We start from the raw sequence: 14,393 nt of genomic DNA, 5'->3' as shown, positions 1-14,393 counted from the left end.
TCCGTTGGGAGTGCAAAGGTAGGAATCTTTTCTAAACTTCCAAATAAAATAATTTTTTATTTTTTAGTTCCTTTCAGGTTAATCTCACACGCTTTTCACACTCACCTTTAACCCTTATCCCCAATCCTTCAATTCATTTTCCGCTCCTTCCGAACCGGGTTGCAAAGGTAACAATCTTTAACACTATCGCAAAGTTTATTTTAAAATAATTTAAACCTCTTTAATATCCCTAAAACCATGTAAACCTCTTTTCCCCTTCCTCCGAACCGGGTTGCAAAAGTAGAAAAAAAACCCATACACACCAAAGGTTGTAAAGAATATTATGGAGGAATAACCGTAAGTGTATGACATACAATTATAAAAAATTAAGGATTCTTAAAACAATATTATATTTTAGGTGTCGTAGGACCATTTTTTGGCAGGATTTTGATTTTAGTTTAGATTGGTAGTTACGCTTTAATGGGCTTTATAAATAGGGTAAAAAGCGGTTTCTTATAATTTAAACCATATAAGAAATAGAAGAACATAGAAGTTTGAGCGGATTTATACTAATATTGCTCCAATGGGTTGGGCTATATGTATATTATATATAGTAAGGTTTATGCTGGATTGAAAAACATACTATATATAGTTTACGATTTGATATTTACACCATGCAACCTGCATTTGGAAAACCAGCCCGACTAAAATAAACCTGACCATAATGGAAAACCCGCAAGGTGAGTAACGAGCCGAGGATTTGAAATGGAGGGCGGGAATAACATTTAATAGATGAACAAGCCAGGCTTTTCTAAAAATTGAAATATATGTTAAAATTTGTTAACTATATATATGTACTGATTTGCTTTCCATAGCTTAGCACCCAATTGTTTTTATTGATGTTATCGTATTATTAATTATCTTTGCAGAATGTTTAAAGTTAAACACTTAATTATTTTAGTATTTGTTGCCGCTATTGGTATGGCGGGTTGTAAAAGTCGCTTTGAAAAACTAAGGGCAAGTAACGACGTTGCTAAGAAATACCAAGAGGCTATTAGATTGTATAATAAAAGAGATTTCAGCAAGGCATTGGTACTTTTTGAAGATTTATCTCAAAAGTATAGAGGACGTGAGCAAGCCGAGGGATTAAATTTTTATTACGCGAATACGCTATATAAATTACAGGATTATACTACTGCTAGATATCAATTCAAAAGTTTTGCAGATACTTATCCTGCAAGTAAAGATGCTGAAGAGGCTCGTTATATGGCAGCATATTGCTATTATTTAGAATCGCCTACGTTCTCTTTAGACCAGGAAAATACTTATAAAGCTATTGATGCTCTACAGTTGTTTATCAACTTATACCCAACTAGCGACCGGGCTGTTTCTGCTGCAAAATATATTGCCACTTTGAGAGGTAAATTAGAAGATAAGGCTTTTGAAAATGCTAAAATGTATTTAACTACAGGACCTAGTAATGTAGAAAATTACAGAGCCGCGGTTATTGCACTAAAAAATGCGCAAAGAGATTATCCTGATATTAGATATGCTGAAGAAATGGATTTTTTAATGATTAAATCTCAGTATATGTATGCGAAAAATAGTATCCCTATTCGCCAGGAAGATAGATATAACGAGGCTACAGATTTATATAATGAATTTACAGCAAACTATCCTAAAAGTAAATTTACTAATGATGCTAAACAACTTAAATCAGATATTGAATCTGGCATAGCATTTAACAAGCAAGAAATGGCTACTTTTGCTGCTGACCAAGCTAAGTATATGGAAATGCTTAAAAAAACTGGTAAAATTAAAGATACTATCTCTGCAAAGCCAATTAAAGCAGATAACACGAATATTAAAAACAAGTAATACATGAATACTAACAAACCTGCTGTACCAAATACTACAATCACTAGAAATGTACGCGATTTAGATAAAACAACTGATAACCTATATGAGTCATTAGTTGTAATTGCTAAAAGAGCAAATCAGATTTCGAATAATATGAAAGAAGAATTGCATGGTAAATTAGCAGAATTTGCATCAAGCAACGATAACTTAGAAGAGATTTTTGAAAACCGTGAGCAAATTGAAATCAGCAAGCACTACGAACGTATGCCAAAGCCAGTTTTAGTTGCTATTGATGAATTTTTAAACGAAAAAATTTATCACAGAAACCCTTCAAAAGAACAAAAGTAAATTGCAAAGCGCATAGCGTTTAGGGCATGGAGTTAATATATGCATACGCTCTGGCTCTTTGCACTATTAAAGTAACGCGTTTACGCTATGCTGAAAAATAAAAATATAATCCTTGGCGTTTGCGGAAGCATCGCAGCATATAAGTCGGCATTTTTGGTTCGGCTTTTAGTTAAAGCTGGCGCAAACGTTAAGGTTATTCTTACCCCCGATGGCGCTAATTTCATTACGCCACTTACCCTTGCCACGCTTTCTAAAAATCCAGTTTATACGCAATATTTCGAAGAAGAAACTGGCGTTTGGAGCAATCATGTAGAGCTTGGTTTATGGGCAGATTTAATTATTATTGCCCCGATAAGCGCAAATACTTTAGCTAAACTTTCTACAGGAATTTGCGATAATCTTTTAACAGCCGTTTACCTTTCTGCTAAATGCCCTGTATATGTTGCACCTGCGATGGATTTGGATATGTGGAAGCATGAAACAACTCAAGAAAATATTAAGCGCATAAACAGCTATGGCAATATTGTTATTGCACCAGGAAATGGAGAACTAGCAAGTGGCTTAGTTGGCGAAGGCCGCATGGCTGAACCAGAAGAAATTGTTTCATTCCTTGATAATGCCATTAAAAAATCGATGCCGTTATTCGGCAAAAAAGTAATGGTTACTGCAGGTCCAACTTATGAAGTAATAGATCCGGTTCGGTTTATTGGAAATCATTCATCAGGAAAAATGGGTTTTGCCATTGCCGATGAATTGGTAAAACTGGGTGCCGATGTGACTTTAGTTGCTGGTCCGACTTCTCTACAAGCTGATAAAACCTTGAAAAGGATAAATGTTGTTAGTGCTTTAGATATGTTCAATGCTTGTACTTCTATTTTCAGCGAAACAGATATAACGGTAATGTGTGCTGCAGTTGCAGATTATAGACCTAAAACTGTGGCTAATCAAAAGATTAAAAAACAAGACGGCGATTTTATTTTAGAGCTAGAGAAAACTACAGATATTCTGGCCTCGTTAGGAAAGAGTAAAAAATCTAATCAAATATTGGTAGGTTTTGCCTTAGAAACCAATGATGAAGAAAATTATGCCAAAGGTAAATTAGAAAAGAAAAATCTAGATTTGGTTGTATTAAATTCATTAAATGATAAAGGAGCGGGTTTTAAATCGGATACAAATAAAATTACTATTTTTAACAAGGCCTTAGAGAAAACTGCTTTCGAATTAAAATCGAAAGCTGAAGTTGCAAAAGATATTTGTGAAGCCATTTTAAAAATTACAAAATGATAAAAAAGATTATTTGCTTGTTGTTGATTATCGGCTTTGAAAAATTGCAGGCTCAAGAACTTAACGCAAGGGTACAATTATTGGCTCCGCAGGTTTCTAATATTAGTAAACCAACTTTGGATGCGTTACAAAAAAACATTCGCGATTTTTTGAATAATAATAAGTTTACCAATGAAACTTACAAACCACAAGAACGTATTGACTGCAACTTTGTAATTACCATAAACTCTTGGGATGGCGGCTCCGGTTATACCGCAGAAGCTCAAATTCAAAGCAGCCGCCCGGTTTTTAACAGCACTTACAACAGCACGCTGTTAAACATGAGCGATAAAAATTTCGATTTTAGCTTTAATGATGGTTCTGTAATCGATTTCTCTGACCAGAATTACATATCAAATATTAGTGCGCTTCTAACTTACTACGCTTACACAATTGTTGGCCTCGATAAAGATAGTTTTAGCAAAATGGGCGGTACGCCATACTTTAAAAAAGCTCAAAATATTATTAACCTTGCGCAAGCATCGGGCAATAGTGGCTGGCGAGCTGCTGATGGATTACGCAATCGCTTTTGGTTTAATGAAAATGCCTTAAACCCAATTTTTTCTGAATTACGCACATTTATCTACAACTATCATTACAGTGGTTTAGACCAGTTAACCGATAATGACAAGGGTTTAATGCCAATAGTTAATGCCTTATCTACCTTGCAGCAAATGGATAAACAGAAATTGGGTTCGATTTTTCCAAATGTTTACTTCGCATCAAAAGCCGAGGAAATTACAAATGTACTATCCAAACTAAACACACAGGAAAGAATGAAAGCATACAATATGTTGTCAGAAATCGACCCGGCAAATATTGGCAAATACGAAGGTTTAAAACAGAATTAATTTCTGGTTGGAACACTTATAATCTCTTAAACGATGAAAAGGTTTTTGTTTCTTACTATTTGTCTTCTTCCATTAAGTTTATTTGCCCAATCATCTTTCACTATTTGTGGCTTTGGAAAAGGTTTTAAAGATGGTGATAAGATTTTTTTAAGCTACAGACAAAGTGGTCAAATAGTTGATGATTCTACCATAGTAAATAGAGCTACATTCAAATTTAAAGGAAGCATTAATACAAAAGTAAGAGGCTATTTATCCAGAAACAATAACCCTAGATATGCTGAAGACCTATTTGATTCATTTAGCATTTACATCGAGGCAGGACAAATTACTCTAAATTCTGCCGATACCTTGAGTAACTCAACCATCTCTGGAACACCATCAAATAATGATTATGCAGAACTTCTTGCAGCATTAGATCCGCTTAATAAGCAAATAAAAAAATTAAAGGATTCCAATAAAGAATTGAAAGATACGGCATTGCTAAAGTTGAACAAAACAAAATTAGAAACTGCCTATTATGATACATTTCCTGTTCAATTTAACTTTATAGCTAACCATCCAGATTCTTATGTAAGTCTACTTACTTTAGGGAACATGGCCCGAAACTCCAAATTCTTACCACAAGTAGAACAAAGTTTTACCAATTTAAACCCCGACCTTAAGGCAATGCCAGAAGGCAAGGAAATAGCCAGGAGGATTATAGAAGACAAAAAAATTTCAGTAGGCATGCTAGCAAAGGATTTTACGCAAAACGATATAATTGGAAATCCAATTAAACTTTCATCTTATCGAGGTAAATATGTTCTTGTTGACTTTTGGGCATCTTGGTGCTTGCCTTGCAGAGAGGAAAACCCAAATCTCTTATCGGCTTATCAGCAATACAAATCGAAAAAATTTGCAGTCTTAAGTGTATCTATTGATACAGATAAAATGAACTGGTTGAACGCAATAAAGGAAGACAAACTTCCGTGGATGCAAGTTTCTGATCTTAAAAAAGAAAATGAAGTGGCTAAACTTTATGGCGTAACGACAATACCTTCAAATGTATTAATCGATCCTGATGGAAAAATTATTGCTAAAGATATTAAAGGAAAAGACTTACGTGATACGTTACTTTTGTTATTAGGTTCAAAGTAACTCAACCCAAAAGCAAATTACTTTCCTAATTAGCCCCGACAAACACGAAAATACTTTTGGCTACAGTAACTTAAATTCTTGTAGAAACTATACCCAAAAGATTTTAGTATTGGCGGGAACCAGGCTACAAAAGAACCACAGCTTTTGCGCTTCAAATAATTTATTAAAATAACAAGGCAGTTAAACATATCATTAGTTAAGTTATAGCTAATTAACTCCAACCAATTTTTAAACTTCCTGTCTCCCCTCCTAATTGCAAAAAACACATGCAACGTTTTCAGCAAAATGACGTCTTATAGCAAACAATATATGTTTTCGTTAAAAATCTGTTAAAACATTTTGATATTACGAATATCTTCGTACATTTGAATACGAAACAATTCGTAGAACTGTAACATATGAGCATTACCAACATCAAACCAACAGAAGGCGAAATGGAAATCTTACAAGTACTTTGGCAAAAAGGTCTTTGTACAGTACGCGAAGTTCATGAAGCTTTAGATAAAAAAGATTCTGGTTACACCACTACCCTAAAACTTATGCAAATTATGCATGAAAAAGGAATGGTAGAAAGAGATACAAATCAGAAAACACATATATATAAAGCCATCGTAAATCAGGATAAAACGGAGAAACAATTGGTAAATAAAATGATAGATAATGTGTTTAATGGTTCGGCGGCTAGATTGGTTATGCAAGCTTTGGGTAACCACACCGCAAGTGCAGATGAAATAGACGAGATAAAAAAGTATTTGGAACAATTAGAAAAAAACAACTAATATGGAAACTTTAGTACAACAATTTATCAACGCATTTGGCTGGAGCATTGTCAATTCGCTTTGGCAAAGTGCCCTAATTTATGGGGTTTTATTTATCGTATTATTCAGTTTACCAAAGCTGGCTGCAAAGTATAAGCATAACCTGGCTTTTGGTTCTATTGTATTAATGTTTAGCTTTTTTGTTTATAATTTCATTAGCCATATATTAAAAAACATACCTACCAAAAATTCATTAGCTAACACTCAAAATTTAGAGGTTCAACAATATTTTAATAATCTGCCACAGAGTTTCAGTAGCAAGGCCGAGCAATATTTCCCGTTAATAATTACCTTTTATCTTATCGGAATCGCATTGCAGCTATTTGTTATTGTAAAGGGATACAGCAAGCTTTCTCAATTAAAAAAAGATAGTTTAAGTGCTATTCCAGAAAGTTGGCAAAACATTTTCGAAAGTGTTACCGCTAATCTAAAAATCAACAAATCTATCAAATTCCATTTATCCGCTATTGTAAATGTGCCATTAGTAATTGGCTATATAAAGCCAGTTGTGCTATTCCCTATTGCATTGGTTAATCAATTAGATAGCGACCAGGTTGAAGCAATTTTAATCCACGAACTATCTCATATTCGTAGAAACGATTTCCTGTTAAACTTAATTAAAACTGCCATTGAAACTTTCTTATTTTATAATCCATTTGTTTGGATGGCAGGAAGATTTATACATATCGAACGTGAACACGCATGTGATGATTTAGTGCTAAAAATAACCGGTAAGCCATTAAACTATGCACATGCCTTATTAAAATTAGAACTACTTAAAGATAAAACCAGTCCGGCTTATGCTTTAGCAACAACGGGCAAATCTCAAAACTTGTATCAACGCATAAAAAGAATAACCAACATGAAAACGAACTATTTAAATGCCAAACAGCAAATGGCTGCCTTAACTTTAGGTGTAGCCTGCTTGTTCTCTATTGCCTGGATTAATCCTACCGAAAAGAAAAACACAGATAAAAAAGAAGCAAAAAAGGATATCCTTAATTTAACGTCAATTGCAAATAGTAATACGGTTGTATTTGTAGATACAACAAAAAAACGCAAAATAAAAATCGTAACTATTGATGCCAATGGTAAAAAAACGGAGTATAACTCAGTAAAAGAAATGCCTGATAGCTTAAGAAAAGACTTCTACAGAGATGAACTTTTTGCTGGCCGAAGCGCATTTATCTATAAATCTGATTCTGCATTTGGATTTAAAGATTCACTTTTTAAAGCAAAAATTTACAGAGATTTCAATTCTCCTGCTGCCAAACTAAAATGGAAAAAATTTGGTGATGATGTTGCCAAAGAATATTCTTCTCCTGAAGCTCAAGCTAAATGGAAAAAATTTGGTGAAGACGTAGCTAAAGAATATTCATCGCCAGAAGCACAAGCTAAATGGAAAAAATTTGGCGAGGATATGGCAAAAGAGTATGGTTCGCCAGAAGCTCAAGAAAAATGGAGAAAAATGGGCGAAGAAATGTCCGCAAGAATAAATACTTCAGAATTTAGGACACAGTTAGACAACGCTAGAAGGAAAGCCTCTACAAATCTTCATCTCAAAGGCTTATCTGAATTAACAATAGTTAGAGGTGATACTGTTTTTGGAGGTTCAAATAATAGACTGACGGGTCCAGACGGCTCAGTATTTTACTTCAATGATTCAAATAGTAAAGTTAAACAAACCGAAGAGTACAAAAAGCTGAAACAAAAATTCGATAAGGAAGTTAAAGAGCTTAAAGAAAAAATCGAGAAACAAGAAAAGCAGGAAAAACCTGAGCGACTAGAAAAATCAGAGCAATAACCAAACCATACAAATTATATTCAAAAACAGCGAAGAATTATCTTCGCTGTTTTCATTTTCGACCATTGGTAAAATAACTTTTTAGTATTTTTACCCACAGGTATGCTACAAAAACTTTCTATACGTAATTACGCATTAATCGATAGTCTTGATATCGAATTTGATAAAGGCTTAAATATAATAACTGGTGAAACTGGTGCAGGTAAATCAATTATATTGGGTGCACTTTCATTAATTTTAGGGCAAAGAGCCGAAAGCAAGTATTTCTTTAATCAGGATAAAAAGTGTGTTATAGAAGGCACTTTCTTATTAGCTGATGAGAATTTGAAGACACTTTTCGAAGAGCAGGATTTAGATTTTTTTAATGAAACGATTTTACGTCGTGAAATTTCTATCGATGGAAAATCTCGTTCTTTTATAAATGATACACCTGTAAATTTATCGCTGCTAAAACAGATAGGCGAAAAGCTCATTGATATACATTCTCAACATGCCACACAAGAAATTAATAATGCCGATTTTCAACTGTTAATTGTTGATTCGCTTGCAAACCATAATTCCATTTTATTACAATATCGTTCGGGTTTTAAAAAGTTAAAGCAAGATATTACTCGTTTAAAAAAATTAATAAGCGATGCGGATGAAGCCAGGAGCAAGCAAGATTACGAGCAGTTTTTGTTTAATGAACTAGAACAAGCTAACCTAAAAGAAAACGAACAGGAAGAATTAGAGTTAGAACTTGAAAAGCTTACACATGCAGAAACGATTAAAAGAGCTTTGCTTACCGCTTCTGGATTACTAACCGAAAGCGAACCTTCTGCCCTTCAACTTTTAAAAGAGGCACAATTACAGCTTCAAAGTATAGAAAAATTCGACCCAAATATTAATGCGCTTTACGAAAGATTGCGTTCATCGATAATAGAAATTAAGGACATTGCCGACGAAACTTCGGGAATTGAAGAAAACACCATACATAGTGCTGATAGATTGGAAACTATCAATCAGCGTTTAGATTTACTTTATTCTTTACAGCAAAAACATCGCCTTGGCAATAATTCAGAATTGCTTGCCTTACAGCAACAGCTGGAAACCAATTTAAATCAATTGTTATCTTCTGATGAAAGTATCGAAAAGCTTAAAAAAGAGAACGAAAAATTAGAATCTGAATTAGTAAAACAAGCTAATCTACTTAGTGCTAACCGTAAAAAAGCTATAAAACTAGTTGAAGAGCAAACTGCTCAAACCTTAATAAAAGTTGGTATGCCAAATGCTAAACTTGTTTTGGCTCAAAACCAATTAACTGAGCTAAATAAAGATGGTTTAGATGAAATCAATTTACTATTTACGGCAAACGCTGGTCAGGCGCCTGCACCCGTTAGCAAAGTTGCTTCTGGAGGGGAGTTATCGAGATTAATGCTAGCTATTAAAGCGTTATTAGCTAAACACACTGCCCTTCCAACCATAATTTTTGATGAGATTGATACTGGAATTTCTGGTGAAACCGCATTAAAAGTTGGAGAAGTTATTTCTGTTTTAGGTGGAGATATGCAGGTTATTTCAATTACCCATTTACCGCAAATTGCTGCGAAAGGAAAATCGCACTATTTTGTTTATAAAAACGACGACGGAGGTAAAACGACAACTGGAATTAGAAAACTAAATCAAGAAGAAAGAATAGATGTAATTGCAGAAATGTTAAGTGGTAAAAACCCTGGTGCATCTGCAATAGAAAACGCTAAGGAACTATTACATTAATTTCTTTAAATAAGGCATTCTTTAAATCTTTTATAAACTAAAAAATTAGTTTATATTTGTTTTAATGAAAAAAGTCTTACTAATTTGCCTGCTCCTGCTCAGTGTTAAAATAACTTTAGCCCAACAGAGTTTTGTACTTTCTGGGTCGGTTAAGGATAAAAAAGGAGATGCATTACCAGGTGCTGGTGTATATGTAAGTGGTTATAAAATCGCCACAGTTGCTGATAATAATGGCCATTATAGCCTAAATTTAAAGCCGGGCAATTATGATATTCTTATACAGTTAATCGGCTTTAAAGCCTTAAACAAGAATATAATAGTTGTTGATAAACCACTGAAGTTTGACTTCGTTTTGGAAGAAGATGCATTTCAACTTCAGGAAGTTACCATTAAACCAGATCCAAATCGAGCAGGTTATATCAGAATGTTTACCGATTTTTTTATCGGAACAACTCCAAATGCACAGCTGTGCAAAATTGTGAATCCTAATGTACTAATAATTGATTACATCAGCGATGATTCTAAACTAACTGTAAAAACTAATCAGTTTTTAATTATCGAAAACCAGGCATTAGGTTATCGCATAAAATATCAACTAAACAATTTCGAATATGACAATAAAACACGCATAATTTATTATGAAGGGTATCCATATTATGAAGATTTAAAAGGATCGAAAAGTAAAATGAAAAGGTGGGCAGCCAAAAGATTGGTAGCTTACAATGGGTCGGCACAGCATTTTTTTAGTAGTTTATATGCTGGAAAGTCAAAACAAGATGGTTTTGAAATTAATAAATTGATAAAACAGAAAGATAAAAACCGTTTGCCAGATAGTTTGATAAATGCCAAAGTAAAGCAATTTAGAACCCTGGCACAAAACTCTTCAGGAAAAATAACAATATCTATAGGAGGAAATGATTCGTTAAGTTATTGGATTAATCAAAAAAATAAACCGAAAGAAATTTCGATTTTAAATAGACAAGAGGTAAAACCCGATACACTTGTTAAAATATTCAGCAGCAGCATGAAATCAATTAATTTTACTGATATACTTTATGTAATTTATAAAAATGAGCGAGAAGCGCCAACTTATGCAAATATAATTGGTCAATCTGTTTCCCGTCCGTTGGATATGCCTGATTACCAGATTTCCCTTATAAATTTACAGGTTGCTCCAGTTTACTTCTATGAAAATGGAGGGACTTATAACCCTCGCTCTATGATATATCAAGGTTATTGGAGTTGGGAAAAAATAGCTGATAGCGTTCCGCTTGATTATCTTCCTCCTAACAACAAACCCTAAGAATGTTAAAATTGTTAAAATCTTCTGAAAGTTTTAACGATTATTATTCCATTTGGCTACATTCGCTCTCATGATTAAAAGCGTTTTTCTATCTCTGCTATTTCTATGTATGGGTTTTAGTGTTTTTAGTCAAGCAACTTTCTCTATTAGTGGAAAAGTTAAGGATGATAAAGGTAGTTTGCCGGGTGCAGGAGTCTATTTAAGCGGATATAAAGTTGCTACTGTTGCAGATAACAATGGGAATTTCACATTAGCAAATCTTAAGCCCGGAAGCTACGATTTATTGGTTCAAATGGTTGGTTATTTACCCTACTCAAAAAGTGTAATTATATCCGATCAGTCGGTAAAAATAGATCTTATTCTTAAAGAAAACACTTTTCAACTTAACGAAGTTACGATTAGAGCAGATCCTAACCGGGCAAAATACATCAAACAGTTTACCGAATATTTTATAGGTATAACCCCAAACTCTAAACAGTGCAAAATTCTAAATCCGCAAGTTTTAAATGTAGATTTTGATGTAACAAAAAGCCTTTTAACGGTTAAAACTACAGAATTTTTAATTGTAGAAAATAAAGCTTTAGGATACAGACTCAAGTATATGCTCGATTACTTTGAATATAATAGTCGCACCCGCATCATATACTTTTCCGGTCATCCGTTTTTCGAAGAGTTAAAAGCTTCTGCAACAAAAAAGAAAAAATACATTGAAGCAAGAGAAATTGCTTATTATGGTTCTTCTCAGCATTTTTTTCGTTCACTTTATGAAAATCGTAGCAAAGAAGAAGGTTTTCTAATCAATAAAATTATTAAAACACCAAATCCCAATCGCTATCCCGAAAATGTAATTAACGATATGTTGGTGAAAATAAAAACGCTACCAGAAAAAACAGGTGTAAGAAAAGTAGCAGGAAAAATAGATGAAGGCTTGTTAGAATTTTGGACTAAACAAAAGGAAATGCCAAAGTTTATTGATAAGTTTAGTCGAGCTGAGGTGAATCCAGATACACTTGTTCATGATTTTAACAATAATTTAAAATTGATAAACTATACTGATGCGCTTTGCATTCAGTACACTAAAGAAAAAGAATCTTTGGCATATTCTAACACTGGCTTTTGGGTTTTCAGACCGTTGGATGTACCTGAAAATGAAATTTCTGTTATAAACTTAACTCAAGGCCCAGTTAGATTTTATGCGAATGGTGGAGTTTACGACTCCAGATCTATGCTTTATGAAGGTTATTGGGCATACGAAAAAGTTGGCGATATGGTACCAATGGATTACATTCCACTAGAAAAAAGTAGGCTAAATCATTAGTACAAATTATCAACATTAGCATAAAATTACTAAAAATATTAGTAATTTTATGCTATGATAAAAGAGGAAGAAAGCAAGTATTTCAAGGGAAGGGGCGCTCAATTTAATCCACATAACAAATTTTTAAAAGATGCTTATGTAAAAGAGCATGATGAGGGAATTGACGATTGGGCAGAAAGCGACCACAAAACCACATTTCTTTTCGAAAATTCAAAAACCATTGTTAACAAAGTAGATAGCCCTGATATTGGCATGGACTATTCTTTAAATCCATATCAAGGTTGCGAACACGGCTGTATTTATTGCTATGCTAGAAATGCACATCAATATTGGGGCTATAGTGCAGGCTTGGATTTCGAAAGAAAAATCATCGTAAAAAAAGATGCTCCTGTCCTATTTAAAAAATTTCTGGAAAAGAAAGGATGGGATGCAACAACAATTTCGCTTTCGGGTAATACCGATTGCTATCAACCTGCCGAAAGGAAATTTAAACTTACACGTCAACTTTTAGAAATTGCGCTCGCTTATAAACAACCAATTGGTATGATAACCAAGAACTCGCTTATTCTTCGCGATATCGATATTTTGCAAGAAATGGCAAAGCTTAATTTAATTATGGTTTATTCATCGATTAATAGTTTAAATGATAAACTAAGATTAGCAATGGAACCTAGAACTGCTACAGCAAAACAAAGATTAAAGGTAGTAGAAGAATTAAGCAAAGCCGGAATTCCAATGGGTGTTATGGTTGCACCATTAGTTCCCGGATTAAGCGATCACGAAATTCCTGCCGTTTTAAAAGCGGGTGCAAATGCAGGTGCTATCCGTGCTGGTTATACCATTGTTCGCTTAAACGGAGCAATAGCTCAGATTTTTGAAGATTGGTTACGAAAAAATTTTCCTGATAGATTTGACAAAGTTTGGCACATGATACAAAGTTGTCACAGTGGAAATGTTAATAATAGCAGATTTGGAGATAGAATGCGTGGCGATGGAAATATTGCAAAAATGATAAAAGATAACTTTAAGTTACACTGCAGATTGAATGGAATAAATGTGAAAGATATTTTTTTGGATAAATCGCAGTTTAAAGTTCCAGGTGCTCAGATAAGCTTATTCTAACTATTGCCTTCCAAATTCCTGAGTCCAGTATTTACCATCTTTTGCAGCACCCATTTCTTTAAAATTAGCATTCATAATGTTTTTACAATGTCCTTCGCTATTTATCCAAGCATCAAAAACTATCTGCTCCGTAGGTTGCCCTGCAGCAATATTTTCTCCATAAGCAGTCCACTTATAACCTGCCGCAGTAATTCTATCGCCTGGGTTTTTCCCGTTTTGAGAATTATGATCGAAATAATTATTAGCGTTCATATCTTTACTGTGTGCTAATGCAGCAGCAGCTAGCAAATTATTCCAGGTTAATACAGCAACTGGAGGCATAATTGTTGCTCCACAATTGCAGCCTGCGGCTCGTTTTTCATTTACAAGTTTCAATAAAAGGTCGTTATTAAGATTTGTTGCTACAGCACTTCCATTATTATTGGTAGTAGCTGTTTCAATATCGATTGCTGTTTTTTTACAAGAAGTAAAACCAACAGCAAGAACAATTATTAGGACAAATATCTTCTTCACAATAGGGGATTTGAGAACGAAAATACAAGTTATTTGATAAATGAAACTCTTTTGGTTAATGTTTTTTCAAAATGAAAAGAGAAGTTAGCCTCTCATCATCAATAAATTACAATATGTAGATTTAAAAATATTGTATTTACCAGAATCTGTATTATACAAAAAGGGGCTGTATCATAAATAAAATGATCAGCCCTTTTATTTTGCTTAAATTTTTTATATTTTTTTATGTTATTTTTTTGGTTTAAAGTGTTGATTTTCATAT

The 14,393-nt window shown here is 33.7% G+C and carries 12 protein-coding genes; 11 read left to right on the top strand and 1 reads right to left on the bottom strand.

Annotated elements, in window-relative coordinates:
- Positions 1-909: 909 nt before the first annotated feature.
- From ACFOUY_RS10090 to ACFOUY_RS10040, 11 genes are all read left to right on the top strand, one after another.
- Complete coding sequence (locus ACFOUY_RS10090) at positions 910-1,857, top strand: outer membrane protein assembly factor BamD (protein ID WP_378960406.1); 948 nt, start codon at positions 910-912, stop codon at positions 1,855-1,857.
- 3 nt (positions 1,858-1,860) lie between these two features.
- Positions 1,861-2,187 (top strand): DNA-directed RNA polymerase subunit omega, encoded by a 327-nt coding sequence (locus tag ACFOUY_RS10085; protein ID WP_378960405.1) that lies wholly within the window; start codon positions 1,861-1,863, stop codon positions 2,185-2,187.
- Positions 2,188-2,274: 87 nt separating this feature from the next.
- Positions 2,275-3,471 (top strand): bifunctional phosphopantothenoylcysteine decarboxylase/phosphopantothenate--cysteine ligase CoaBC, encoded by a 1,197-nt coding sequence (coaBC, locus tag ACFOUY_RS10080; protein WP_378960404.1) that lies wholly within the window; start codon positions 2,275-2,277, stop codon positions 3,469-3,471.
- The gene (porD, locus tag ACFOUY_RS10075; RefSeq protein WP_378960403.1) at positions 3,468-4,361 is read left to right on the top strand and encodes a type IX secretion system protein PorD; all 894 of its coding nucleotides are present in this window, start codon (positions 3,468-3,470) and stop codon (positions 4,359-4,361) included. Before coaBC ends, porD begins: the two co-directional genes overlap by 4 nt.
- A gap of 33 nt (positions 4,362-4,394) precedes the next feature.
- Complete coding sequence (locus ACFOUY_RS10070; RefSeq protein WP_378960402.1) at positions 4,395-5,498, top strand: redoxin domain-containing protein; 1,104 nt, start codon at positions 4,395-4,397, stop codon at positions 5,496-5,498.
- A 398-nt stretch (positions 5,499-5,896) separates the two neighbouring features.
- The gene (locus tag ACFOUY_RS10065; protein WP_378960401.1) at positions 5,897-6,277 is read left to right on the top strand and encodes a BlaI/MecI/CopY family transcriptional regulator; all 381 of its coding nucleotides are present in this window, start codon (positions 5,897-5,899) and stop codon (positions 6,275-6,277) included.
- 1 nt (position 6,278) lies between these two features.
- Positions 6,279-8,120 (top strand): M56 family metallopeptidase, encoded by a 1,842-nt coding sequence (locus ACFOUY_RS10060; protein WP_378960399.1) that lies wholly within the window; start codon positions 6,279-6,281, stop codon positions 8,118-8,120.
- Positions 8,121-8,222: 102 nt separating this feature from the next.
- A complete protein-coding gene (recN, locus tag ACFOUY_RS10055; RefSeq protein ID WP_378960398.1) occupies positions 8,223-9,875 on the top strand; it encodes a DNA repair protein RecN in 1,653 nt (550 codons plus the stop codon).
- A gap of 64 nt (positions 9,876-9,939) precedes the next feature.
- Positions 9,940-11,178 (top strand): carboxypeptidase-like regulatory domain-containing protein, encoded by a 1,239-nt coding sequence (locus tag ACFOUY_RS10050; RefSeq protein ID WP_378960397.1) that lies wholly within the window; start codon positions 9,940-9,942, stop codon positions 11,176-11,178.
- 70 nt (positions 11,179-11,248) lie between these two features.
- Positions 11,249-12,496: a carboxypeptidase-like regulatory domain-containing protein gene (locus ACFOUY_RS10045; protein ID WP_378960396.1), complete on the top strand. Its 1,248-nt coding sequence runs from the start codon at positions 11,249-11,251 to the stop codon at positions 12,494-12,496.
- A 54-nt stretch (positions 12,497-12,550) separates the two neighbouring features.
- Positions 12,551-13,618 carry a PA0069 family radical SAM protein gene (locus ACFOUY_RS10040; RefSeq protein ID WP_378960394.1) on the top strand — a complete coding sequence of 356 codons (1,068 nt, stop codon included), beginning with the start codon at positions 12,551-12,553 and terminating at the stop codon, positions 13,616-13,618.
- Here ACFOUY_RS10040 and ACFOUY_RS10035 read toward each other — a convergent pair whose 3' ends face one another.
- Positions 13,619-14,131, bottom strand: coding sequence for a CAP domain-containing protein (locus ACFOUY_RS10035; protein WP_378960393.1), 513 nt, complete (start codon positions 14,129-14,131; stop codon positions 13,619-13,621).
- Between the last annotated feature and the right edge of the window lie 262 nt (positions 14,132-14,393).

The organism is Pedobacter jamesrossensis, from assembly GCF_042650905.1.
GTDB classification, from domain to species: Bacteria; Bacteroidota; Bacteroidia; order Sphingobacteriales; family Sphingobacteriaceae; genus Pedobacter; species Pedobacter jamesrossensis.
The sequence above is the reverse complement of the archived record's forward strand: the minus strand, read 5'-3'. Positions and strand labels throughout refer to the sequence as shown.